General features: G+C 57.3%; 25 protein-coding genes. 17 read left to right on the top strand and 8 right to left on the bottom strand.

From position 1 onward, the window contains the following. From dmpE to AC5PZ0_RS11635, 9 genes are all read left to right on the top strand, one after another. Nucleotides 1-783, top strand: a complete 783-nt coding sequence (gene dmpE, locus AC5PZ0_RS11595) for a 2-oxopent-4-enoate hydratase (RefSeq protein WP_493854985.1) — start codon at nucleotides 1-3, stop codon at nucleotides 781-783. Between the two features lie 10 nt (nucleotides 784-793). After that, complete coding sequence (gene dmpH, locus AC5PZ0_RS11600) at nucleotides 794-1,597, top strand: 2-oxo-3-hexenedioate decarboxylase (protein ID WP_410952944.1); 804 nt, start codon at nucleotides 794-796, stop codon at nucleotides 1,595-1,597. 13 nt (nucleotides 1,598-1,610) lie between these two features. Then, nucleotides 1,611-1,811 (top strand): 2-hydroxymuconate tautomerase family protein, encoded by a 201-nt coding sequence (locus tag AC5PZ0_RS11605; RefSeq protein ID WP_019470811.1) that lies wholly within the window; start codon nucleotides 1,611-1,613, stop codon nucleotides 1,809-1,811. A 35-nt stretch (nucleotides 1,812-1,846) separates the two neighbouring features. Beyond that, nucleotides 1,847-2,785 carry an acetaldehyde dehydrogenase (acetylating) gene (locus AC5PZ0_RS11610; RefSeq protein ID WP_410952943.1) on the top strand — a complete coding sequence of 313 codons (939 nt, stop codon included), beginning with the start codon at nucleotides 1,847-1,849 and terminating at the stop codon, nucleotides 2,783-2,785. A 3-nt stretch (nucleotides 2,786-2,788) separates the two neighbouring features. Next, nucleotides 2,789-3,802 carry a 4-hydroxy-2-oxovalerate aldolase gene (gene dmpG, locus AC5PZ0_RS11615; RefSeq protein ID WP_410952942.1) on the top strand — a complete coding sequence of 338 codons (1,014 nt, stop codon included), beginning with the start codon at nucleotides 2,789-2,791 and terminating at the stop codon, nucleotides 3,800-3,802. Nucleotides 3,803-3,900: 98 nt separating this feature from the next. Next, nucleotides 3,901-4,665 carry an SDR family NAD(P)-dependent oxidoreductase gene (locus AC5PZ0_RS11620; RefSeq protein ID WP_410952941.1) on the top strand — a complete coding sequence of 255 codons (765 nt, stop codon included), beginning with the start codon at nucleotides 3,901-3,903 and terminating at the stop codon, nucleotides 4,663-4,665. A 117-nt stretch (nucleotides 4,666-4,782) separates the two neighbouring features. Continuing rightward, a complete protein-coding gene (locus tag AC5PZ0_RS11625; protein WP_493854986.1) occupies nucleotides 4,783-5,247 on the top strand; it encodes an SRPBCC family protein in 465 nt (154 codons plus the stop codon). A 58-nt stretch (nucleotides 5,248-5,305) separates the two neighbouring features. Further along, nucleotides 5,306-5,701 carry a nuclear transport factor 2 family protein gene (locus AC5PZ0_RS11630; protein WP_493854987.1) on the top strand — a complete coding sequence of 132 codons (396 nt, stop codon included), beginning with the start codon at nucleotides 5,306-5,308 and terminating at the stop codon, nucleotides 5,699-5,701. 96 nt (nucleotides 5,702-5,797) lie between these two features. Then, nucleotides 5,798-6,706 carry a LysR family transcriptional regulator gene (locus AC5PZ0_RS11635; RefSeq protein WP_410952938.1) on the top strand — a complete coding sequence of 303 codons (909 nt, stop codon included), beginning with the start codon at nucleotides 5,798-5,800 and terminating at the stop codon, nucleotides 6,704-6,706. A gap of 36 nt (nucleotides 6,707-6,742) precedes the next feature. Here the strand turns inward: AC5PZ0_RS11635 and AC5PZ0_RS11640 are convergent, their stop codons facing one another. Together AC5PZ0_RS11640 and AC5PZ0_RS11645 are read right to left on the bottom strand one after the other, a co-directional pair. Further along, nucleotides 6,743-7,696 carry a LysR family transcriptional regulator gene (locus AC5PZ0_RS11640; RefSeq protein WP_493854988.1) on the bottom strand — a complete coding sequence of 318 codons (954 nt, stop codon included), beginning with the start codon at nucleotides 7,694-7,696 and terminating at the stop codon, nucleotides 6,743-6,745. A gap of 187 nt (nucleotides 7,697-7,883) precedes the next feature. Further along, complete coding sequence (locus tag AC5PZ0_RS11645; protein WP_493854989.1) at nucleotides 7,884-9,245, bottom strand: MFS transporter; 1,362 nt, start codon at nucleotides 9,243-9,245, stop codon at nucleotides 7,884-7,886. A 108-nt stretch (nucleotides 9,246-9,353) separates the two neighbouring features. Here AC5PZ0_RS11645 and AC5PZ0_RS11650 point away from each other — a divergent pair, with 108 nt between their 5' ends. From AC5PZ0_RS11650 to AC5PZ0_RS11665, 4 genes are all read left to right on the top strand, one after another. Continuing rightward, the gene (locus AC5PZ0_RS11650; RefSeq protein ID WP_493854990.1) at nucleotides 9,354-10,250 is read left to right on the top strand and encodes a LysR family transcriptional regulator; all 897 of its coding nucleotides are present in this window, start codon (nucleotides 9,354-9,356) and stop codon (nucleotides 10,248-10,250) included. Nucleotides 10,251-10,375: 125 nt separating this feature from the next. Then, on the top strand, nucleotides 10,376-11,329 hold the full coding sequence (locus AC5PZ0_RS11655; RefSeq protein ID WP_493854991.1) for an alpha/beta fold hydrolase: 954 nt from the start codon (nucleotides 10,376-10,378) through the stop codon (nucleotides 11,327-11,329). Between the two features lie 23 nt (nucleotides 11,330-11,352). Beyond that, nucleotides 11,353-12,087 carry a pirin family protein gene (locus AC5PZ0_RS11660; RefSeq protein WP_493854992.1) on the top strand — a complete coding sequence of 245 codons (735 nt, stop codon included), beginning with the start codon at nucleotides 11,353-11,355 and terminating at the stop codon, nucleotides 12,085-12,087. 24 nt (nucleotides 12,088-12,111) lie between these two features. Beyond that, complete coding sequence (locus AC5PZ0_RS11665; protein WP_493854993.1) at nucleotides 12,112-12,717, top strand: isochorismatase family protein; 606 nt, start codon at nucleotides 12,112-12,114, stop codon at nucleotides 12,715-12,717. A 79-nt stretch (nucleotides 12,718-12,796) separates the two neighbouring features. Here AC5PZ0_RS11665 and AC5PZ0_RS11670 read toward each other — a convergent pair whose 3' ends face one another. Continuing rightward, complete coding sequence (locus tag AC5PZ0_RS11670; protein ID WP_493854994.1) at nucleotides 12,797-13,720, bottom strand: LysR family transcriptional regulator; 924 nt, start codon at nucleotides 13,718-13,720, stop codon at nucleotides 12,797-12,799. A gap of 231 nt (nucleotides 13,721-13,951) precedes the next feature. Here AC5PZ0_RS11670 and salA point away from each other — a divergent pair, with 231 nt between their 5' ends. From salA to AC5PZ0_RS11690, 4 genes are all read left to right on the top strand, one after another. After that, nucleotides 13,952-15,238 (top strand): salicylate 1-monooxygenase, encoded by a 1,287-nt coding sequence (salA, locus tag AC5PZ0_RS11675; RefSeq protein ID WP_493854995.1) that lies wholly within the window; start codon nucleotides 13,952-13,954, stop codon nucleotides 15,236-15,238. Nucleotides 15,239-15,447: 209 nt separating this feature from the next. Beyond that, the gene (locus AC5PZ0_RS11680) at nucleotides 15,448-16,212 is read left to right on the top strand and encodes an SDR family NAD(P)-dependent oxidoreductase (RefSeq protein WP_063977235.1); all 765 of its coding nucleotides are present in this window, start codon (nucleotides 15,448-15,450) and stop codon (nucleotides 16,210-16,212) included. Nucleotides 16,213-16,351: 139 nt separating this feature from the next. Then, nucleotides 16,352-17,344, top strand: coding sequence for a SphA family protein (locus AC5PZ0_RS11685; RefSeq protein ID WP_433735212.1), 993 nt, complete (start codon nucleotides 16,352-16,354; stop codon nucleotides 17,342-17,344). Nucleotides 17,345-17,428: 84 nt separating this feature from the next. Then, entirely contained in the window at nucleotides 17,429-19,072 is a 1,644-nt protein-coding gene (locus AC5PZ0_RS11690; protein WP_493854996.1) for an acetolactate synthase large subunit, read from the top strand. 257 nt (nucleotides 19,073-19,329) lie between these two features. Here the strand turns inward: AC5PZ0_RS11690 and AC5PZ0_RS11695 are convergent, their stop codons facing one another. From AC5PZ0_RS11695 to AC5PZ0_RS11715, 5 genes are all read right to left on the bottom strand, one after another. Further along, complete coding sequence (locus AC5PZ0_RS11695; RefSeq protein WP_410952920.1) at nucleotides 19,330-19,953, bottom strand: RraA family protein; 624 nt, start codon at nucleotides 19,951-19,953, stop codon at nucleotides 19,330-19,332. Beyond that, nucleotides 19,950-20,339, bottom strand: coding sequence for a RidA family protein (locus tag AC5PZ0_RS11700; RefSeq protein WP_433735214.1), 390 nt, complete (start codon nucleotides 20,337-20,339; stop codon nucleotides 19,950-19,952). Before AC5PZ0_RS11700 ends, AC5PZ0_RS11695 begins: the two co-directional genes overlap by 4 nt. Nucleotides 20,340-20,397: 58 nt before the next feature. After that, entirely contained in the window at nucleotides 20,398-21,705 is a 1,308-nt protein-coding gene (locus AC5PZ0_RS11705) for an OprD family porin (protein WP_493854997.1), read from the bottom strand. Nucleotides 21,706-21,778: 73 nt separating this feature from the next. Then, on the bottom strand, nucleotides 21,779-23,104 hold the full coding sequence (locus AC5PZ0_RS11710; RefSeq protein WP_493854998.1) for an MFS transporter: 1,326 nt from the start codon (nucleotides 23,102-23,104) through the stop codon (nucleotides 21,779-21,781). A gap of 139 nt (nucleotides 23,105-23,243) precedes the next feature. Further along, nucleotides 23,244-24,470 (bottom strand): Zn-dependent hydrolase, encoded by a 1,227-nt coding sequence (locus tag AC5PZ0_RS11715; RefSeq protein WP_059394599.1) that lies wholly within the window; start codon nucleotides 24,468-24,470, stop codon nucleotides 23,244-23,246. Nucleotides 24,471-24,486 lie beyond the last annotated feature (16 nt).

The raw sequence follows: 24,486 nt of genomic DNA on the forward strand, positions 1-24,486 counted from the left end.
ATGAACAAGCAAGAAATCGAACAGCTCGGCCTGCAGCTGCATCGGGCCCTTACTGAGCGCCAAGCAGTCGCGCCGTTGACCGAGCGCTACCCCGACATGACCCTGGAGCAGGCTTACCAAGTTCAACTAGCAATGCTTCAGCATCGTCTCGAAGGTGGCCAGAAGGTCATCGGCAAGAAGATCGGCGTCACCAGCCAAGTTGTCATGGACATGCTCGGTGTCGATCAACCGGACTTCGGCCACCTGCTCTCGGACATGCTTTTTGTCGATGGCGCTGCGGTCTCTCTGGACGGCCTGATCGCCCCTAAGGCGGAAGGCGAAATTGCCTTCGTACTCAAAGAAGACCTGCGCGGTCCAGGCGTCACCGTAGCCGATGTGCTTCGAGCCACCGCCTATGTGATGCCCTGTTTTGAAATCGTCGATTCGCGCATTCGCGACTGGAAGATCCGCATCCAGGACACCGTTGCAGATAACGCTTCTGCGGGTGCGTTCGTCTTGGGCGGGCAGGGCGCCGCACCGCGTGACGTCGATCTGGCCTGTGTCGGCATGACTCTGGAAAAAAATGGTGAAGTCGTCGCGACCGGGGCTGGCGCTGCTGCACTGGGGCACCCCGCGAATGCTGTTGCGTGGCTGGCCAACAAACTGGGGCAGCTGGGTATCGGGCTCAACAAGGGCGAGGTGATTCTCTCCGGCTCACTGGCCGCCATGGTCCCGGTTCAACCTGGCGATCAATTGCGTGTATCTCTCGGTGGCATCGGCTCCGCCTCTGTCCGTTTCGTTTGAAGGAACTTTTATGAATCTCTCTGCAAGCACCATCGCCCAACTCGCCGAGCACTTGGAAAACGCTGAACTCAAGCGTGAGGCGGTAGCTAAGATCACCGACGCCCACCCAGACATGGACTGGGAAGATGCCTACGCGATTCAGGATGCGATCCGTCAGCGCAAGGAGGCGCGCGGCGTGCGCATTCCGGGCCTGAAGATGGGGCTGACCTCTTTTGCCAAAATGAAACAAATGGGCGTGACTGACCCCATACACGGCTTCCTGACCGACTACGGCTCATGCCTTGATGGCGCGGCCATCGATGTAGATGGACTGATCCACCCGAAAGTGGAAGCGGAGATCGCTTTTGTGCTCAAGCATCCGCTTAAAGGCCCAGGTGTGCACGTCGGTGATGTGCTGGCGGCCACTGACTTCATTCTGCCGGCAGTCGAGGTCATCGACTCGCGCTACGAAAACTTCCGCTTCGATCTCAAGAGCGTCATTGCTGACAACACATCCTCGGCACGTTTCGTCACCGGCGGCCAGATGAGCGGCGTCCAGGGCATCGACCTGAAGTGCCTGGGTGTCGTCCTGGAGAAGAACGGCGAAGTCGTCGCCACCGGCGCTGGCGCTGCGGTACTTGGCCACCCGGCACAAAGCGTGGCAATGCTGGCGAACATGCTGGGCGCCAAGGGACGTGAGCTGCCGGCTGGCTGCTTCATCATGACCGGAGGCATTACCGAGGCGATCGCCGTTGCTGCTGGGGACAATATCACCGTCCGTTACCAGCACCTGGGCAGCGTTTCCATGCGTTTCACTTCTTCCAGCCAACGTTGATTCGGAGTCGACCATGCCTATCGCCATGATCCACCTCGCCGAAGGGCGCAGTGAAGAGAAAAAGCATGCATTGCTGGTGAGCGTCACCCAGGCCATCGCGCACAGTCTCGAAGTGCCCGTGGACAGCGTGCGCGTGTTGTTGCAGGAAATCCCCGATACGCAGTGGGCCGCAGGTGGCAAGACCTTGGCCGAACGCCGGCGCGGTAACGCCTGACCCAAGGCTGTGTGCAACGAGAGGAAAGAACAACAATGAGCAATCCAATCAGCGTCGCAATTATCGGTTCCGGCAATATCGGCACCGACCTGATGATCAAGATCCTGCGCAATGGCAAGCACTTGAAGATGGCCGCAATGGTCGGTATCGATCCGGCCTCCGACGGCCTGGCTCGTGCTGATCGCCTGGGTGTAGCAACCACGGCCGGTGGGATCGAGGGCCTGCTGGCACTGCCTAATTTCAAAGATATCCGCATTGTCTTCGATGCAACCAGCGCCGGAGCACATGCACACCACAACGCTGTGTTGCAGCAACATGGCATCAAAGTGATCGACCTTACGCCGGCGGCAATCGGCCCTTATACCATCCCCGCGATCAACCTGGACGCCGAACTGGATGCGCCAAACATCAATATGGTGACCTGCGGCGGGCAAGCCACTATCCCAATGGTGGCTGCAGTATCGCGGGTGGCCAAGGTGCACTACGCAGAGATCATCGCCTCGATCAGCAGCAAATCTGCAGGTCCCGGCACCCGAGCCAATATCGACGAATTCACCGAAACCACCTCCCAGGCGATTGAAAAGCTTGGCGGTGCACAGCGCGGTAAAGCCATCATTGTGCTCAATCCTGCCGAACCACCCCTGATCATGCGCGACACCGTGTTCGTGTTGTCCGAGCCTGGGAGTCAGGATGAGATCGAACGCTCGATCGAAGACATGGTAGCCAGCGTGCAGAGCTATGTACCGGGCTATCGGCTCAAGCAAAAGGTTCAGTTCGAAGTCATTCCCGAAGACGCCCCGGTCAATGTACCGGGGCTGGGTAAACTCAGTGGCCTGAAAACCTCAGTGTTTCTGGAGGTAGAGGGCGCCGCCCACTACCTGCCAGCTTACGCCGGCAACCTCGACATTATGACCTCGGCCGCCATGGCCTGCGCCGAGCGCATTGCAAGTACTCGCATGAGCGCGGAGGGCTAACCCATGACAACGCAGAAAAAGATCTACATCTCGGACGTGACTCTGCGCGACGGTAGCCATGCCATTCGCCATCAGTACAGCCTTGAGCACGCTCGGCAAATCGCCCAAGCCCTGGATGATGCTCGGGTTGATTCCATCGAAGTAGCCCACGGCGACGGTTTGCAGGGCTCCAGCTTCAACTATGGGTTCGCTGCCCACAGTGACCTGGAACTCATCGAAACGGTGGCGAGCGTGACCCGCCACGCGATGATCACCACACTGCTGCTGCCCGGGATCGGGACAATTCATGACCTCAAGGACGCCTATTCAGCGGGTGCCCGCGGTGCGCGCATTGCGACCCACTGCACCGAGGCCGATGTTTCTCGTCAACACATCGAGTACGCCAGAAAGCTGGGCATGGATGTTGTGGGTTTCCTGATGATGAGCCACATGCAGACGCCCCAAGGGTTGGCGCAACAAGGCAAATTGATGGAGAGCTATGGAGCCAACTGCATTTATGTAGTCGACTCGGGCGGCGCCCTGAACATGACTGATGTGCGCGATCGCTTCAAAGCGCTGAAGGACGTGCTTGATCCGCACACGCAAACTGGTATCCATGCCCACCACAATCTCAGCTTGGGTGTGGCCAACTCCATTGTCGCGGTGGAGGAGGGATGTGATCGCGTTGATGCAAGTTTGTCGGGAATGGGCGCTGGCGCCGGCAACGCGCCGTTGGAGGTTTTCATCGCCGCCGCCGAGCGGTTGGGTTGGAATCATGGTACCGACCTTTACACCCTGATGGACGCTGCCGATGACATCGTCCGGCCCCTTCAGGATCGACCGGTGCGGGTTGACCGCGAGACGCTGGCGCTTGGCTATGCGGGCGTTTACTCGAGCTTCCTTCGCCATGCAGAAGCAGCGGCCAAACGGTACGGCCTCAGTACTGTGGACATTTTGGTCGAGTTGGGCCGCCGGAAAATGGTTGGAGGCCAGGAAGACATGATTGTCGATGTTGCTTTGGATCTGACGCGGCGCTGATTGGTGGATACGCGCAACAGTCTTTGGTGTTTTTACGGGATTGTCCGTCTTGGTCACTCAAAATAGAGTGAAAAAAAACAACGAGGATGTGTTCCATCATGGCTGATCTAAAAGACCGAAACATCATGCTGACCGGGGCATCAGGCGGCATTGGCCGTGCCTCCGCATTGGCCTTTGCCGAGGCCGGCGCAAGGGTTGTATTGGTAGACCGCGATGTTTCGGGTCTTGAAGAGGTCTACAGCGCCATTACGTCGGCGGGCGGCAAGGCCTACTCAATCGTGTGCGATATCACGAACGAAGAAGCTGTTGCCGCTGCGGTTGAGGAGGTCGTTACTCGGTTCGGCAAGCTTCACGGTGCGTTCAACAATGCCGGCGTCGAGCAAAGTAACCTGCCGCTTCATGAGATCTCCTCTGCCGCATGGGAACGCATTGTTCGCATTGACCTGACGGGCGTTTTCTACTGCATGAAGTATCAGGTTCGCGCCATGCTCAACAGTGGGGGTGGTTCAATCGTGAACACCGCATCTGCATTAGGCGCCGTTGCAATTGCGGCCGCTGCTGATTATGTAGCAGCCAAACACGGCGTGATTGGTTTGACCAAGGCGGCTGCGGTTGATTATGGCACGCAAGGCATCCGCGTTAACGCGATCATGCCGGGGGTCATCGAAACGCCGATGATTGTACGTGCCTCGCAAGACCCGAACTTCGCCAAGCAGTTTTCGGCATTGCGGGAGCGCCACCCCATCGGCCGTCTCGGCCAACCAGAAGAGATTGCCAAAGCGGCATTGTGGTTGCTGTCGGATGACGCGAGTTTCGTAACCGGTGCATCGCTGGCCGTCGACGGCGGTTACCTCATCACGTGATGGATCTGCTCGCGGTCGTTGTATTTTGAGTATCACCGACCGGTAACGGTCGCCCAAGGCTGCCTTGATAATTCACCAACGGCAGCAGGTCTAATTCAGAAGTAAATGGAGTCTTTCATGATTAATGTAGGTCGTCGTATCCAAGTAAACGCTGAACCGGACGCGGGCGGCGTGCGCCTGAACCGCAGCCAGGTCTGGGAAGGCCTGGTTAGTAAAGCGCGAAATGCCGTTCCTTTTGTAGCGGCCATCACGGAATGCAACATCGTCGAAGACAAGGGCGATCGCTTCATTCGTGAGGTGTTGCTACACGGCGAACGTCTGCAAGAGTTGGTCATTCTCACCGAAGAGCAGCAAGTCGAGTTCGTGCGCCTGTCTGGCAACGCGCGCGGCATCATCAAGAACGTCATCGAAGAAGAAAACGGCGAACTGTACCTGCGGTTCACGTTCGATTTTTCCTTGCCTGGTGCCAAGCCTGGCAGCGAGGAAGAGACTGCATTTGCAGAAGGGATGCAGAAGTCTTACCTGGGCGCCGTAAAGAGTACCTTGGATACCATTCGTAACAAGGTCAAAAAAGCCGCCTGAAGAGCGATAACCTGATACACGCCCAAAAACAAAAACAAGAAATGAGGATTGCCTTGCGATGAAACATGAACTGGCAGGTATGTTTGAAGATGTAGACCGGATGTCCGTGGATGGTTTTTTGAGCTATCTGACGGATGACGTTGTATTTCGTTTCGGAAATGCCCCAGAGCTTCGCGGCAAGCAGGCTGTGAGGGAGGCAATCGAGCTGTTTTTCAGTGGTATTGCTGGTCTCAAACACGAGCCCCAAGGTACTTGGAGTGAAGGAGATACCACTGTCTTACGTTTTGATACGCACTACACCAAGCACGATGGTGTCGTCCTCTCCGTGCCGTGTTGCGTCGTTGTACAGTTCAATGCGTCACGTTTGATCCACGACTATCGAATCCACATCGATATTTCATCACTGTTCAGCACAGCCTCAGTCGATGCCGTGCTGTTGCAGGCGACTGCGTAAGCACCCAGTGGTTGCACCGCGCTTGGCGGCTAAAGTCCACGAATACTTTGCCGACGAGTGCGGTGTTTTGGTTTCTGCGCACCAGAAGGTTTTGTGATGAAAGATTTAAACCTCCTCTATACCTTCGAAGCGTTATGGCGGGACCATTCGGCTTCAATAGCGGCCCAGAATCTAGGGGTCACCCAGGCGGCGGTGAGCGGTTCGCTCAAACGCATGCGCAGCGAGTATGGCGACAGGCTCTTTACGCTAGTAGGTCGGCGTATGGAGCCGACGCCGTTCTGCATTCACATAGCACCAAGATTACTGACCTCGCTGGCCATGGTGAGAGAAGCTGCCTGCCAGATGCCCATGTTTGACCCGCAAAGCTGCGAAAAAGCGTTCACGGTACGCATGCGTGATGTAGGCGAAGTGGTCTGCTTGCCTGCCATCGTCAGTGAACTCAGGCGTGTGGCGCCGAAAGCGCGTATCCACACTGTGGCGGCGGGGATGGATGAAACCCTGAATGGCCTATCCACTGGAAGGATTGATCTGGCGCTGGGGTTCATGCCAACGCTTCAAACTGATATTCACCGAACGGCCGTCTTTTCTCAGCATTATGTTTGCGCCATGCGCAAGGATCATCCTCTGGCGCACGGGGGCTTAACGCCGGAAGCTTTTGCTAGAAGTGAACATTTGCTGGTCGAGTCTGGGGGGAGTGGCCATCTGGCGCTGGAGCGCGCGATGATCGATGCCGGAGGGCGGGACTGCATCAAAATGAGAATTCCCCAATACCTGTCAGGCCCTCACCTGCTGCTGGACTCTGACATGATCTGGACGCTCCCCAATGCACTGGGTAAAACCTTGGCGCAGTTTTATCCGCTCGTGATATGGCCTCTGCCCTTGCAGGTGCCTTCATTCGAGATCGATCTGTATTGGCATGATCGGTTTCACCGCGACCCACAAAGCCGATGGTTCAGGGAAATGGTCGGCAGCGTCTTGCGCAGCCAGCAATCGGTTTGGCAGTGACAGTTTTTCCAGGTCAGATTGACGCTGCCCTACAGCTTACGAGGACTTGGCCTCGTCGCTATGCGGGCTCGAAGGAGAGTCATCGGCTGTAAAGATGTGGGGCAGATGCAGGCCCAGGTAGTCGATCAGGCTACGGACAGAGGGCAGCATCCCTTTGGGCTTGGGATAGAGCAAATGGATGATGTGGGTTGCACCGGTCCAGGACGGAATGACCTCCAGATCCTTTGATTTGACGGATGCCGCAGCAATGGGTTCGGGCAGCAGAGCTACTCCGATGCCATTTACCGCAGCTTCCAGCTGCATGCGCAGGTCGTCAGTGATCAACCGCGGTTGATGGCTGATCAGAACATCTTCACCCTCGTCACTTTGCAACAGCCATCGTCCAACGCCATCTTGTATGTCACCTGGGCGGGAGAGCGTCTCCAAGCCAGACAGGGCGTGTGCAGTTGCGGGCCGCCCCACACGATCAAGGTAGCGAGGGCTTGCGACCAGAATTTTCCTGGAGGTACCCAGGCTTTTCGCAACCAGGCCTGCGGTTTCCTCAATCTTTGCACGTGATCGTAGCGCCAGATCGAAGCGCTCTTCGAACAAGTCGACCTCACGGTCCACCGCGCTCATCTCCAGACGAACCTTGGGATACTTTTCCATATAACCTGGCAGCAGGGGGGCCAGGTAGGTCTGCGCCATCACTTGCGGGCAGCTCAGCCTCACCAGCCCGACGGGTTCACGCCGCAGGTGCTCGACACTTTCATAGGCAGTGTGTGCTCCCTCAACGACAGGTTGGCTGAGCGCATAAAAATGGTGACCTGCCTCGGTCAGCGAGACCTGACGGGTCGTCCGGTGCAGCAGGCGTGCGCCCATTCGTAATTCCAGGTGGGCCACATGCCGGCTGAGAAGCGTTTTTTCGATCCCGGTTGCTCGAGACGCCGCAGAAAAGCCGCCGTGCTTGACCACCAGCACGAAGTAATACAAGTCGTTCAGATCTTTCATGCGTCACCTTTTCCTGCAATCGGACGTCCCGTTAGGGGGAATAGCCCATCGCTGGAGTGAGAGGAGTCGTGGCGCCTGTAACGGCTACGCGGACTGATGCACTAATGATCAATCACGTAAGAAAGGGGATAAAGGCGTCTGGGTTGAAATGACTGTTCCATCAGTGGAACAGTCATGGCCTGGCGGCTCACAGAGCGTCGGTATGAGCCGTCACTGTGGAAGCGCCTGGATCGCGTTTGCGCGAATCTAACCAATACAGGGTGCAGAGCGTGATTGCAGCCGCCGCCACTGGAGCAGCCAGGCATTGGAAGAATGCCTGGGCGTTGCCCGCTGTGGCGATGACCCACGCGCCCATCATGGAGCCCACAATCGAACCGGAACGGCCTACCGCCATTGCCCAACTGACGCCAGTGACGCGGGCGCTGGTGGGGTACAACGTTGCTGCCACGAGATTCAGGCCATTCTGTGCACCGGCGATACCAAAGCCAATGACAAACACCATGGCGGCCAACTGATAAGCATCCCCCATCATGTAGCCAGTAATCGCAACGACCACTGCTGTCACCGAGTACGCAACTGTTAGCACTGGGTAAGGCCCTGTACGGTCCATCAGCAAGGCCATGAGGAGGGCGCCAGCTGTTCCGCCCAGGGGCACCATGGCACCGATGCGGGATGCATGAGCAATATCGTAACCAGCATCTTTGAGCAGCGTTGGCAGCCAACTGCTCAGGAGGTAGAAGACAAACAGTGAGCAGAAAAACGAGAACCACAGCAGCAGCGTGCGAATGAGGCGGCCCTCGATGAAAAGATGTTTGACCGGCGATTTTGCCTGGTACTGATCATGGTCACCGGTGATCGTGATCCCGCTCCAGCTAGTGCGAGTGATCCGCTCAACCACTTTGCGCAGGCGCTCTGCATGCTTGGCTGATGAGGCCATGAACTGCACAGATTCTGGCATCAGCCACGCCAGCAGCGGTAATAGCAGCAAGGGTAAAACACCGCCAAGGATCAACACTGAACGCCAGCCATAGGCAGGTATCAGGTCGGCAGCCAGCACGCCGCCCAAAGCGAGCCCAGCAGTGAAGCCACTCCAACTCAATGTCACGAGGATCATTCGGCGTCGCTTTGGTGAATATTCAGCACTCAAGGCTATGCAGGCGGGCATCGCTCCGCCTAAGCCGACGCCTGTGACGAAACGCAAAATTGTCAACGATTCGATGGTTTGGGTGTATGCGCTGGCGAGTGTGGCCAGCCCGAATACCAGAATGGAAATCAGCAAAACACGCTTACGTCCGACGGCATCAGCTACAGGGCCCAACATCAAGCTGCCGACCATGAGCCCGAACAGTCCGGCGCCGAAGACGGGTGACAACTGGCTGGCTTGCAACCCCCATTCTTCGCGCAGAGAAGGCGCGATATAGCCAATGGCTGCGGTGTCAAAACCATCGATCAGCACAATGATGAAGCACAAGCACAGGATTGCGATCTGGTAGGGCGAAATCTTGGCACGATCGATGATTTCGCCAATTCGGATGGGTGTAGCTTTCATAGGGACGATCCGTATTTTTATTTTTTTGTGTAGACGGGATCGTCGCTAAGCGTTTTAAATAAAGGAAGCTAATTCTATTTATGTAAGCTATCCGCTTTGGTTATACCCATGCGAACCGATCTTAATCTGCTGCGCGTTTTACTGGCCGTATACGAAACTGGCAACGTAACAACAGCCGCCAAGCGTCTTGGCATGAGTCAGCCGGCGGCAAGCGCTGCGCTGGCCCGATTGCGTCATTCCTTGGGTGACCCACTGTTCATTCGCTCCGGCAATGCGATGGAGGCCACCCCCCGTGCTCAAGGCATCATTGAACACACACGTGAAGTCATCGAGATCATTGATCGTGACATCCTCAGCGGCCCCAGCTTCGACCCGGCTACCAGCGAACAGGAGTTCGTTTTCTGCCTGAGTGAAGTAGGGGAGGTAGTGTTTCTGCCGGCCTTGTTCCAGAGCCTGCGAAAGCTTGCACCCAATGCCCGAATCCGCACCATCAGCCTCGCCCCCGATGAGCTTGTGGAAAGTCTTCATGAAGGGCGGGTGGACGCATTGTTGGGCTATTTTCCCGATTTGATTACGCCGAACATTTACCAGCAGCGGCTGTTTTCACACGACTTGGTCTGCCTGGTACGACTCGACCATCCCTTGGTGGGCGAACACCTGACGCTTGATACCTTCAGCAAGTTGGAGCATCTGCAGGTTCGAGACGGCAGTCGTCGCCAGGAGATGTACGAAGCCCACTTGGGTAAGAGCGGCGTTCATCGCAATATCGTGCTGCAGACATCTCATTACATGAGTGTTCCCTCGATCATCGAGCAATCGGACCTGATTGTCGTGCTACCACGCACCGTAGCCAACATGTACATTCATCATCCAAATGTACGTACGGTAGAGCCGCCACTGGCGATTCCCCGGTACGACCTCAAGCAGTATTGGCATGCCCGCTATCACGAGGCACCACGCAGTCTGTGGTTGCGGCGATTGATCTCGACGGTGTTCAGCGAGTAATGAGGCACGCTAAGCCGTCGACAGCGACTGGTGCATAGTCGCAACAGCCTTTGGTGTTTTCGCCCCTAGTCATCCCTGCGGTTCACTTCTAACGTCATTCGATTAAATGACTCGGATGAATTCGGATGTTGCAAACGGAACACCTCAAGAAACTGTCGGGACTTGGATCCGTACACGATGCCCCAGGCTTGTCTGAGGGTTTTACCGAGGTATTTGAAAGCTATCAGGTGCCTGCCAACGGTGTGGACTTACACGTCGTCATAGGCGGCAAAGGCAAGCCATTGCTGTTGCTGGGAGGTTGGCCACAGAGCTGGTTTGCCTGGCGGTATCTCATGCTGCCCTTGGCTCACCACTACACCGTGATCGCCGTTGATCCTCGTGGTGTCGGGCTTTCAGAAAAACCGTCGATGGGATATGACTCCATAACCCTTGCCCAAGACATGTTTGCACTCATGGATGCCTTGGGTTACGCCTCTTTCGCCATGGCAGGCCACGATATCGGCATGTGGACAGGCTATGCCATGGCCCACGACCAACCTGGGCGTATCGAGCGCATTGCTTTGGGTGAGGCACTAATCCCAGGGATTTCACCTTCACCACCGCTACTGCCCGACCAACGATGGCTAAGCGACTTCCTTTGGCACTTCAATTTCAATCGGGCTCACAGCGTCAACGAGTTGCTGGTCAGAGGGCGTGAGGAGATCTATTTCGGGCATCAGTTCGCTACCAAGGCCGGTTCGCCCGACGCCGTGCCCCGTTACGCCGTTGACCATTACATCGCACTGCTCAAGCGTGATCCAGAAGCGCTGCGAGCAAGCTTTGATTATTACCGTGCCATTGATCAGTCGATCCCTCAAAACCGCAAGCGCATGGCAACGCGTTTGACTCTGCCGGTGCTTGCGTTTTCCGGCGCACTTGCCTGCGGCGAGAGTGTTGAGGCAGAGCTCCGTACAGTGGCGTCCAATGTCGAATCCGTCGTCATTCCGGAATGTGGTCATTACCCAGCAGAGGAGCAACCGGAGGCACTGCTTGGCGCGTTGCAGCGCTTTTTCGCACCCTATGCTGAAGCTCATGCCTGAGACCCGATCCAGAGGTTGCACACATGTCTAAAGTCATTGTCCCAGTTCAGCGCGCCAAGGTTGGTGCTCACTTCCATGGGTACGGGCTGCGAACAGATCAGCATCTGATCTCACCTTTCATCGGGGTTGATCATTACTGGATGACCGCACCCACTTTTGCTCCGCACCATCACGCCGGTATTTCCGCACTCTCATACCTGCTTGGCGATTCCGAAACGGGGATGGCAAATAGGGATTCCATCGGTACACAAAACATTATCAGCCCCGGCGGGCTGCATTGGACTACAGCCGGGCGCGGTGTCACCCATGAGGAAGTACCGGCGCAATCCGGAAAAACGGTCCATGGTTTACAAATTTTCGTAGCCCTTGCGCAGTCGAAGCAAGGCATTGCCCCTTTCCCGTTGATACTCGAATCCCAGGCTGTTCCAGTGGTGAACAAGTCGGGGGCGATTATCAGGGTACCGTTAGGGCAATACGATGGCGTGCGCTCTCCACTGGATCCTCCTACCGAAGTAACGATGCTCGACATCAACCTCGACGCAGGCGCTGAGTTATGCGTGCCCGTGACTGAGGGGCATTGCATGTTCGTGTTGCCGATAACCGGTACGGTGGAAATCGATGGACAGCTCTTCGACCGTGAGGACCTCAAAGTCCCGGTTTTCAAGGCACAAGATAAGCCCCTGCCGGTCATATTCAAGGCGCTGCACGGTAGGGCCCAGGCCGTGCTTTTCAGTGGCCCTCCGCTACCCTTTGTTTGACCCCACCCAACGAGGATCTGATCTATGGCTGTCGTACGATTCACCGCAGATAACGCCGCATTGCTGCTCATCGATCATCAGGTCGGTACGATGCAACTGATCAAGAACATAGACAGTGATCTTGCCGCCAAACAATCGATCGCATTGGCAAAAATGGCGAAAATTCTCAATATGCCGGTAGTCATCACTTCCAGTCAGGAAGATCAGGCTCAGGGCCCGATACTGCCGGAAATTGCCCAGGTGCTACCCGATGCGTACGCGGCGAGGGTCAAACGACCAGGTGTGGTCAATGCTTGGGAATACCCAGACTTTCACAAAGCGGTATTGGCTACCGGGCGCAAGAATCTGATCATGGCAGGCGTAACCACTGATGTCTGTCTTATCTTCCCAGCGATCGATGCTGCTCAGGAAGGCTTTGCAGTGCAAGCGGTGATGGATGCGTCAGGGTCGCCCAGCTTGCTATCTGAAGAGTTCGCCAGGCAGAGAATGCATGATGCTGGGGTAACACTCACCGCTACCAATACGTTGATGGCGGAAATCGGCAAAGATTGGTCAACACCCATTGGGCAGCAGTTGATTGGCCTGCTGTTCAGTGATGTGTTCCCAGCATTGGGGGCTGGCATCAAATAACCTTCAATATCTGCCCATCGGAACGGGGGGAGGCGAACGGCTTCCCCTTTGTCTCGCACCGAGACGCAGTCAAACGCAATCACGAAACCGCCATCGTCTGTTGGTCTGAAAATAGGTCAACCATCAGTTGGCGGAGCCATCGATTCGCCGGATCTTTGTTGAAACGTTCATGCCAGAACAGGTTGATCTCAATGTTTGGCAGTTCGACCGGGGGGGGCAACAGGCTTAGGCCGAACGGCTCCTGGCAGCTGATCGCAAAACGCTCGGGTACTGTCGCGAGGAGGTTGGTGCGCTGGAGTATGTGTCCCACCGCAACAAAATGCGGGACTTCAAGGCGGACATTGCGCACAACGCCAGCCCGAGCGTAGAAGGTGTCCACTTCACCATGCCCTGTGTTAGTGGCTACGACCTTTACATGGCCGTAACTACAGAATGCTTCAACTGTCAGTGGTTGTAGCAAGGCAGGGTGGCCAGCACGGCAGAGGCATACGTAGCGGTGATGGAACAGCCGGCGCTGAAAAAAACCTGCTTGCAGATGGGGAAGCAAACCAACCGCTAGGTCGACAGTACCATTTTGCAGCCTCTCGGTCAGGGAGTCAGCAGTGTTTCTCAGTGTGCTGATCGTGCATCCTGGAGCTAGCTCATCCAAGGCATTCATCAACGCGGGCATGAAATAGATTTCGCCGATGTCCGTCATGGCCATGGTGAACCGCCGCTTAGAGGTCAAAGGGTCGAATGTATCCTGCCGGCCAAGTGCATCGCGCAGCGTTTGTATGGCGTGAGTTACCGGCTCAGCCAAATGCAACGCATATGGCGTCGGCGCCATGCCTTTGGAGGTCCGTACGAATAGTTGATCATTTAGCGCCGTGCGCAGGCGTTTCAGCGCGTTGCTCATTGCGGGCTGGGTCAGTGCGAGATTTTCTGCGGCGGCCGATACCTTGCGATCTATGAGCAATTGGTTAAACACCAGAAGCAGGTTCAGGTCCAGGTCGCGTAGCTCCATGATGCCGTTCTCGTTCCTAAACGTTGTTATTCGAAATGATGGCTAGGCACGCTGATGTCACCCCCCCCTTCAATTGCCACCGTTCAATCTAAAGTCATCAGCAGTGAGTGCCTTTGGCGGGTACATTCACAGCCGTGATGGGCAGTATACAGGTGACTGCATTTATAGATAACGCTGCAGCAGTAATCATCTGGGAGCTCCATTAACAATTATTCCCAGGGGTAATTTGCTATGCGTGACTCATCTTCTGCCATGCGTGTCTCGATTATCGGTGGTGGTATTGCGGGTGTCGCCCTCGCGCTCAATCTTTGCCGACATACTCACCTGAACGTTCAATTGTTTGAAGCCGCCCCCGCATTTGGCGAAGTGGGTGCTGGCGTTTCGTTTGGCGCCAACGCGGTCCGAGCAATCGCAGGTTTAGGTATTGCAGGGCCTTACCGAAAGATCGCTGATTGCACACCAGCGCCATGGCAAGACATCTGGTTTGAATGGCGCCTTGGCAGCGATGCCCACTATTTGGGTAACAGCATTGCAGAGGGGGTTGGCCAGTCTTCGGTCCATCGTGCTGATTTTCTGGATGCGCTGGCCAGCCAGCTGCCATCGGGTATCGCTCAGTTTGGAAAGCGTGCGCAACAGGTGGTTCAGAATGAGGAGGGGGTTCGCGTTACGTTTTCCGATGGTAGTGAGCATTGCTGTGATTTGTTGATCGGCGCCGACGGCATCAAGTCATCGATTCGTGACCATGTGCTCCAGGGCTTGCAGCAGCCCTTGGTTTCACCCCGGTTCAGTGGTACTTGCGCCTACCGCGGCCTCATCGACAGCCAGCATTTACGCAGCGCCTACCGGGCGCATGGGGTTGATGAACACCTACTGAATGTGCCGCAGATGTACCTCGGTCTGGATGGTCATATCCTCACATTCCCTGTCAAACAGGGGAGGCTGATCAATGTGGTCGCATTCACCTCCAATCGTACCCAACCCAATCCAACCTGGCCGAAGGATGAGCCTTGGGTCAGGACTGCAAATCAGGCAGAAATGCTGCAGGCATTTACGGGCTGGGGGGACGCCGCACGCATCCTGTTGGCATGTATTGCGACCCCATCGTTATGGGCACTGCATGACCTCCCAGAGCTGCCAAGTTACACGTATGGCCGCGTGGCCGTGATCGGCGACGCGGCACACGCAATGCTGCCGCATCAAGGTGCGGGTGCTGGTCAAGGCCTAGAAGACGCCTGGCTACTCGCGCGCCTGCTAGCCTACCCACAAGTGGTCAACAAGCAGCCTGAAGCCGTGCTGGAGGCATACGACGCCGTACGCCGCCCACGCGCCTGCCGTGCACAAAGAACGTCGTGGGAGGCGGGCGAGCTTTATGAGTTTCGTAACCCTGATGTACTAGATAATCAGCAAATGTTGGGCAAAGAGCTGAGCGAGCGATTTGACTGGCTATGGCAGCACGATATGCACGTAGATCTTCTTGAGGCTATGAAAATCCTGGGCTTGCACGTTCAGGCAGCGTGATATCTGAAGGGCGCGGGCCAAGGTATAAGTCCACGCGATACCACCTCAGCCCCGATGATTATTGTTGCTCACACGCAACAGTCTTTGGTGATTTGCTCGACTAGTCATCCAAGTGAGCAAGTCCCTAAAGTTTGCTTAATTATCGACTCCACAGTCTTATTTTAGATGTTGCGCTTGGAAATGTTCATATAACAACAAGGAACACCGACATGAGCGATCGTTTGAAAGGCAAGGTCTGCATCATTACTGGTACCGGTGGCTCAATGGGCCGCGCCGCTGCCCTTATGTTTGCTCGGCAGGGCGCCAAAGTAGTGGGCTGCGATGTGTATCCGGAATCTGCCGAAGAGACAGTTGAGATGGTCAAGGGGGAGGGCGGCGATATGGTTTCCCTCAGCCGTTGCGACCTGACTGACCCAGCCAGTTGTGCCAAGCTGGTTGATCTCGCTGTATCGACATATGGCCGTGTGGACGTGCTGTTCAACAACGCTGCAATGGCCTATTTCGGATGGGTTGATCAGATCTCCGATGAGGACTGGCACCGCACCATTGATCAGGAAGTTAATCTGGTCTTTCACATGGTGCGGGCCGCCTGGCCTGAACTGATCAAGTCGCCGGGTGCGTCGATCATCAACACAGCCTCTGTGTCCGCTTGGTCCACTTACAAACTGCTGCCCGGGATTGCTCATTCGGCAGCGAAAGGTGCCGTGCTGTCGATGACTCGTCAGCTGGCGCTGGAGGGGCGAACCCACGGGCTACGGGCTAACAGCATTTCACCCGGCCTGATCGAGTCCAAGCAGACCATCCCGCTGTTGAAGGATCCTGTGTGGGCCGAGACCATGGTAGGTAAGGTCATGCTGGGGCGTATGGGAAAACCTGAAGAAGTCGCTGCCACGGCGCTATTCCTCGCTTCGGATGAAAGCTCATTTATCACCGGTACGGATATCCGCGTAGACGGCGGTACTACTGCCTGGTAGCGCTCAACCACAATGATCATGGCCGCGGCATCCTCCACTATGGCGAGGGTGTCGCGTTCAACTAAAGCATTCACCCAAATCCGAGCAAGTGACCTGGCGACAGGAGGAACACTGCTGTCTGAAATGATGCGCCTACGACATGAATCTTCGTAATTACAACAACAATCCATACGAGATCATCTTTATGCTGCGTGCCCCTGCGTTGCTGATCGGCAACCGCTTCCCTGTTTTTTGTGCTGCCGCCACCCTGTTATTGAATACTTCCGCTCAAGCGACTGAGTATAACGGTACTGCGTACCCATTGGGACTGGACACGGTGCTCGCCGGCCGAATGCCACCTCCAGGGCTGACAACCTTTCTTTACAGTTCTGCGTACAAGGCAACAGAACTGAAAGATGCAAATGGTCATGAACAGTCGGGTGTCGAGGACTTCAGCATCAGTTATGAGGCGCTCGCCGTATGCCTTGATTATGTGTACAGCGACTACACCTTGTTCGGTGCAACACTCGCCAGCCGAGCAGCGCAACCTTACATCAGTGGCCAAGTGAGTTGGTACACGAACACGCCTCAGGGCCGCGTGCGCTATAGCGGCAAAAGCGCGGGGCTTGCCAACCTCGCCTTTACCCCACTTTTTATGGGCTGGAGCTCGCCACGTGTTCACCAAATGCTCGGGGTGGATGTCTACGCACCCACGGGCTCGTATGACAAAGACCGACTATTCAATCCCGGGACGAATGTGTGGTCGTACTCGCCTTGGTATTCAATCACAGCCAACCCCATTGATGAACTCGAGATCAGTGCAAAGATGCTGTACATGATCAATGAGAACAACCGTGAGACGGATTACCGATCTGGAAAAGAAGTCAACATCGACTATCACCTTGGCTACAGCGTAAATGAGCACTGGCAGGTGGGTTTGAGTGGCTATCTGTACAAACAGGTCAGCGATGACGAGCAGCATGGTGAATCGGTTGGAGAGAACGGTAACCGCGGTCAGGTCGCTGCATTTGGCCCTGTGGTGAAATATCAGACTGCAGAATTCGGAGTCGTCCTGAAGTGGCAACATGAAGCGCTGGTGGAAAATAGAGCACAGGGAGAGCGCATTTGGTTGCAGGCCGTTTTGTTGTTCTAAGGCGCCAGAAGCCTGGGTCAATCTAGAGGAACTGCCGTTCCTCGTCCGTTTAATTCCGCAACAATCTCAGAGGGTAGAAGTGATATGACCAAGGCCGCCGATGTCGTTGTGCAATGCCTGGAAAACGAAGGTGTCGAGTATGTGTTCGGCATTCCTGGTGAGGAAAACCTCGACCTGCTGGAATCCCTGCGCAAGTCGAAGATCAAGCTGGTACTGACCCGCCACGAGCAGTCCGCGGGCTTCATGGCCGCCACCTATGGCCGCCTGACTGGCAAGACCGGCGTCAGCCTGTCGACCCTTGGCCCTGGCGCGACCAACCTGGTGACTGCGAGCGCTTACGCGTACCTAGGCGGCATGCCGATGATGATGATTACTGGCCAGAAACCGATCAAGAAGTCCAAGCAGGGCCGCTTCCAGATCATCGACGTGTGCGGCATGATGGCCCCCATCACCAAGTACACCCATCAGTTCGCCTCGGCCGATAACATCCCGGCCCGCATGCGTGAAGCGTTCCGCCTGGCTGAAGAAGAAAAACCGGGCGCCGTTCACCTGGAATTGCCAGAGGACATCGCGGCTGAACAGACCGACAGTTTGCCGATTCCACCAAGCCTGCACCGGCGACCGCTGGCAGAACACAAGGCCGTCGAGGCAGCGGTTGAGAAACTGGAGAATGCTCGCAGCCCAATTCTGGTGATCGGCGCTGGCGCCAACCGCAAGATGACCGCCAAGGTCCTCAAGCAACTGATCGACAAGACCGGCATCCCGTTCATCACCACCCAGATGGGTAAAGGTGTGGTCGACGAGCGCCACCCACGCTTCCTGGGTAACGCCGCCCTGTCGTCGGGTGACTTCGTTCACCGCGCCGTCGAAGCGGCCGACCTGATCATCAACATTGGCCACGACGTGATCGAGAAGCCGCCGTTCTTCATGGTCCGTGGCGGCACCGAAGTCATCCACATCAACTTCCGCTCCGCCGAAGTCGATGCCGTGTACTTCCCGCAGGTTGAAGTGATCGGCGACATCGCCAACGCCGTGTGGCAGATCAGCGAAGCGCTGAACGACACGTCGCACTGGGACTTCACCCGCCTGATGGCCATCCGTGAAGCCAACGAAGCACAGATCGCCGAAGGTGGTGACGACAACCGCTTCCCGGTCTACCCGCAGCGCCTGGTTGCCGACATCCGTCGCGTGCTGCCGTCCGAAGGCATCGTTGCCCTGGACAACGGCATCTACAAGATCTGGTTCGCCCGTAACTACAAGGCGCACAAACCGAACACCGTGTTGCTGGACAACGCCCTGGCGACCATGGGCGCCGGCCTGCCATCGGCGATGGCGGCGCACCTGGTGCACCCGGACCGCCCGGTGATTTCGGTGTGTGGTGACGGCGGCTTCATGATGAACAGCCAGGAGCTGGAAACGGCTGTACGTCTGGGCATGCACATCACCGTGGTGATCCTGCGTGACGACGGCTACGGCATGATCCGCTGGAAGCAGGCCAACATGGGCTTCACCGATTTCGGCCTGGACTACGGCAACCCGGACTTCGTCAAATACGCCGAAGCTTACGGTGCCAATGGTTACCGAGTTGACAGTGCTGATGCTTTGCTGCCGCTGCTGGATCACTGCATTGCCAACCCCGGTGTGCACGTGATCGACTGCCCGGTCGACTACAGCGAAAACGACCGCATCCTTAATGGGGAATTGCGTGAGCGTTCACTGGCTGTATAACGTGGTTCACCTTTGTTGAGGTAGCTAGAGCGTGGGGGCGCGGGGGGCGCCTCCCATTCTCCGTCCCTCCGGGTAGAGTGGTTCGAGCCGATTTCTCACACGTTCAACAGCCACCTACGCCGAGAAGAGCCGCAGGTGTTTCTACTAACGCCTCGGGTAGCGCCTTAGTGGCGATTTTTGCTCTATGGCTTGTAGCGCCTAAAGGTGACCGGCAGGTTTCCCAATCAGCTATTTACGAGCAGCGTCACTCGGTTGAGCTAGCCGTTTCCGATACTCGTAGCTAACACCTCGTAGAGCGGTTCGCCATTGCGCAGGCGCCCCAGTAAATTAGGTTCAGTGAGGTCGGAATGCAGCGCTTTGTCTATTACTGTTGCCAACTCTCGCGCTGACAAGATGAGCACACCGTTGTCATCGGCCAGGACATAATCGCCGGGATGGACTTCAACCCCCGCGCAGTTCACGGGTACGTTTACCTGACTCGTTTGGCCGCCGATCAGCTTGGTAGTCAGCTGAGTGGTGCCACGAGCGAACACCGGCAATTGGCAGGTACGCAGTTCGTTGATGTCGGTGACTAAGCCGTCGACGATGATGCCGGCGGCACCCGCGCAGCGAGCCGCAAACTGCGTGACCGCACCCACGCAAGCGTGGGCATGGTCACCCGTCATGTCGATCACCAGGGCGTCTCCTGGCTGCAGGGCGATCAGGGCGCGGTTGACAGCGATGGCATCTGGCTCGGCCAGGCGAAGCGTCACGGCGCGCCCAACAACGCGACCGCCCGGCACCATTGCGCGGACTTCATGGCTGACGAACCCGCGCTCGAGGAAGTGGCCCAGCGTGGCGAAGCTCACCTCCCGTAGTTTTGCGATCAGGTCGTCGTTCATTGCCCGCGCTCCATGTCGATCAGCTCGGCCACACAGTCGATTTCCAAGCTCACGCCCCACAACTGCACGCAGACGGTTGTACGTGCGGGTGGTGCATGGCCAAGGATTTCCTTGTACACCTCGTTGAAGGGCACCAGTTGATCGGGGTCTGTCAGGTAGGCGTTCACCTTGACGATGTGGGAAAGGCTGGAGCCCGCCGCTTCGAGGATCGCGGCAAGGTTGGAGAAGGTCTGCCTGACCTGGTCTTTGAAATTGTCGGGCTGTTCTTCCAGGCTGCCCAGCGATGGGATTTGGCCGGCGGTGAACACCAAGTGGCCGCTGACCACGGCTTGGGAGTAGGGGCCCACTGGGCTAATGGTGCCAGGGGCGCTGTGTATGCGTTTCATTGAGAGCTCCTTGAAGCGAAGATGTGCCGCCGGCTCGCCGGCAGCACGTGGTCAGAGATCAGAAGAGCGCCAGGGTGTAGCTGACGATGAGTCGGTTCTGCTCTTGGTTGGGGTCGATTGCGGAGTGCAGCAATCCATGGCGCCAAGCCAGGCCGAGGCCTTTTAGCGCACCGTCCTGGATGACATAGTCCAGGCCCACATCCCGTTCCCACTCGGACGCGTCATTGCCGCTGGTGGTGCGGATGTCTTCACCCTTCAGGTACATCAGGGAGAATTTCAGGCCAGGTACGCCGGCAGCGGCGAAGTCATAGCTGTACTGGGCAAACGCGGTACGCTCGCCCGCTCGGTTGAAGCTCGCGAGCATCCGGTCGGTGAAGAGGTAGACACTGGCACCACCTGCGCCCTTGCCGCTGAGGGAGCCCTGGTTCGGCTGGACGAAGTTGCTTCCATCCGACACCTCCTGATAGCCGGCCATGAGCGCGTGGCCCTGGACGGAATAGGTCAGCGCGGCGCTCCAGGTATGGTTATCGATCTTGCCGTCACCGTCCTCGGTGTAGCCGCCCACGCGGTATCCACTTGCGCGACCAGCAGCAGAGTCGTTGGCTCCATCGGAGAAGGTGCGGAAGTAGCGCAGATCAGTTCGCAGCGATTGCCCTTCGGAGAGTGTAAGCGTGTGGTTGAGGCCTACGAAGTGCTGGGTGTAATAGTCCTCAAGGTTGGCAACGTAGTATTGCGCCGTGAGTTGTTTGCCGATCCGGTAGTCGCCACCCGCGAAGAGGAACTGGTCGCTCTCACGGGTGCCGCCGGCTACGGCCAATCCAGTACGGTCACTGGAGGCACGGCCCGTAGCACGATTGAGGCGTCCGCCGGTAAGGGTCAGGTCATCCAGGTCGGTTGAGGTGATCTGGGCCCCCTCGAACGTTTGGGGCAGCAGGCGACCATCGTTGTAGGTCAGCACCGGCAGCTTGGGCATCAGCGTGCCGTATCGCAGTTCGGTGTTGGCGACCTTCAGCTTGGGTGTCACGCCCAGGCGACTCCACTGTTTGGCCGCGCCACTGCCGTCGTCGGGGATCATGCTGCTGCCCCGGTGGCGACCATCGCCGCTATCAAGCGTTACACCCATCAAGGCTAAGGCATCCAGGCCGACTCCGATTGGCCCATCGGTAAAACCGGATTTGAAGTCGAGCACGAAGGCCTGGGCCCACTCTTCGGTTTTGCTCTGGCCGAGGCTACCGGCTTGGTCGCGAAAGTCGTTGTTGAAGTAAAAGTTGCGCAGGCCAAGGTTCGCATGGCTGTCGCCCACCAGATCGGCTTGAGCGAAGGGGGACAAGGCGAAAACGCCTGCACTCATCAGGTATTTGTTCATCTGGAAACTCTTCAAACGGAAGTAGGAAACACTCGCCTGGGTGGCGAGAGAAACTCGGGGGTACAGCACGGAATTACTGCCGTGCTTGGTCGATATCCCGTTTAAAGGTCTCAGTGAGTAGCAGCAGCGCGATCAGAGAAACAACGGCTGAGCCGATCATGTACCAGGCAATCGATGAGCCTTTGCCAGTCCACGACAGCAATGCGGTGGTAACCAGAGGCGTTGCGGCGCTTCCGAGTAGGCCGGAAAGCATGTAGCTGATCGACAGGCCCGAGTAACGAACTCGAGTGCCGAACAACTCCGCGAGGAATGTGGCAATGGGGCCGTAGTTGGCCGCGAATGCCGTCATCATCAGCATGTAACCGGCGAACGCCAAGCCGAGAACTTTGGAATCCATCAGCCAGAACATCGGGAAAGCCACGAGCGCCTCGGCGATGATCCCGCCGATGATGATCGGCTTGCGGCCAACCTTGTCGGAGAGGGCGCCGAAGAACGGCAGCATGGCGATACAGGCAGCGCAGGAAATCAGAACAACCGTGAGCATTTCGCCACGTGTGAAGCCCAAGGTCTGGGTGCCGTAGGTCAGGCCGAAGGCCACGATGAGATTGTAGGAGGTGCCAGTGGACATTGTTGCCACACCACCCAGGACTACCTGCTTCCAGTATTTGCGGAACACTTCGAACAGCGGCACTTTGACTTGGGTGCCTTTGTTCTCCACCGCTTTGAACGACGGCGTTTCATGGATGTTGAGGCGGATGTACAAGCCCAATCCGATCAGCAGAACGCTGAGCAGGAACGGTACACGCCATCCCCAATCCAGCAGCTGCTCGTTGGTCAGCGTGGTGGCGAACATCAGGAACACGAGGTTGGCCAGCATCGTCCCCGCAGGTACGCCGATCTGAACCCACGAGCCGTACAGTCCACGCTGATGTTTGGGGGCGTGCTCCACGGCCATCAGAACAGCGCCGCCCCATTCCCCACCCAAGGCCAGGCCCTGGATGATGCGCAGGGTCAGCAACATGATCGGCGCCCAGATGCCCACCGACTCATAGCTCGGCAGCAGGCCGATGGCGAAGGTGGCCGCGCCCATGGTCAGCAGCGAGATGAGCAGCATCGATTTACGGCCCAGGCGGTCACCGAAGTGACCGAAGAGAGCGGCGCCGATCATCCGGGCGCCGTAGGCTGAAGCAAAGGTGCCGAAAGCGAGGAGGGTGCCTACCAGGGGATCAAAGCCTGGGAAGAAGATCTTGTTGAATACCAGGGCCGAGGCCGTGGCGAAGAGGAACAGGTCATACCACTCAACGGTGGTGCCGATCACACTGGCGACCGCGACTTTTTTCATGTCGGCGGTGCGTTGTGGTTGCGCGCTGGCAACCTCGGTGTACGCAGGGCTGGTCATTGCCATTTTCTCCCGAAAGATGGGTTCTGGTTGTTATTGGCAGCTGAAGGCGGAGCGGCTATTTCTTGTTTTTGGGCAAAGCGTTCCCGTGGGCCCAGCTTTCTTGAATTGGCTGGACGCCTGGGTGGATCTGGTTAAGTCAGCGTCTGTCGGCGCGGGTCAGCACGGCGTTGAGCAGTACGTCGCAGCCCATGGTCACGTCGTTGGGCAAGGCGTCTTCGGCTTCGTTATGGCTCAGGCCGCCGACGCAGGGGATGAACACCATGGTGGTTGGGCAGTGACGGGCCAGGTGAATGGCGTCATGGCCGGCGCCGCTGACGATTGGCTGGTACGGGTAGCCCAGGCCTTCGATGGCTTTGCGTACTGCATCGATGCAGGCCGGGTCGAAAGGCGTGGCTGGGCTCAGCCAGTGGCGGTTGATCTGAACTTCCAAGCCACGCTTGGTGGCGATTTGGTCGATGAGTGCACGGGCGCTGGCTTCCATGTCTGCGATGGCGGCATCTTCGTGGTGGCGAAGATCGAGGGTAAACGCCACGTGGCCAGGGATGGTGTTGCGGGAAGAGCGAGCGATCTGCAATTGGCCAACGGTAACAAGGCCTTTGGGCGCGAAGTCGCGTGACAGTTGTTCCAGTGCGGTGATCATTTCCCCTACGCCGAACAAGGAGTCGCGGCGTAGAGGCATTGGCGTGGTGCCTGCGTGAGCGGCCTGGCCACTGATCTCGATGTCCAGCCAGCAGATCGCTTGCCCACCCGTGACCAACCCTACGGGCAGGCCGGCGTCCTCCAGGATTGGGCCTTGCTCGATGTGTGCTTCGAAGTACGCGTCGAACTCACGGCCCAGAGGTAGCTCACCTGCGTAGCCGGTTTGCTCCAACGCTTCGGCAACGCTGACGCCTTCAGCATCGCGGCTGGACAGCGCTTGTTCGAGGGGCAGCTCGCCCGTGAACACCGCCGATCCGAGCATGGCAGGAGTGAAACGAGCGCCTTCTTCGTTCGTCCAGACCGCGATTTCCAATGGGCGCTCGAGCTGCAGGCCTTTGTCCTGAAGGCTACGTACCACTTCCAGGCCGGCAAGTACGCCGTAGATGCCATCGAAGCGACCGCCCTTCGGCTGGGTGTCCAAATGGCTGCCCATGACCACCGGGGGCAAGGCGTCATTGCGACCTGGCAGCCGTGCGAATAGGTTGCCGATGGCATCAACATGGATGCTCATTCCGGCCTCGCGACACCAGCTTGCGAACAGCTCGCGTCCGTCTCGGTCTTCTTTCGACAGTGCCAAGCGGCAGTTGCCGCCTTTGGCGGTTGGGCCGACCTTGGCCATGTCCATGAGGCTGTCCCACAGCCGTGTGCCATTGCATGTATGCATGATGTGAATCCTCAAA

Source organism: Pseudomonas sp. 5.2, from assembly GCF_059025405.1.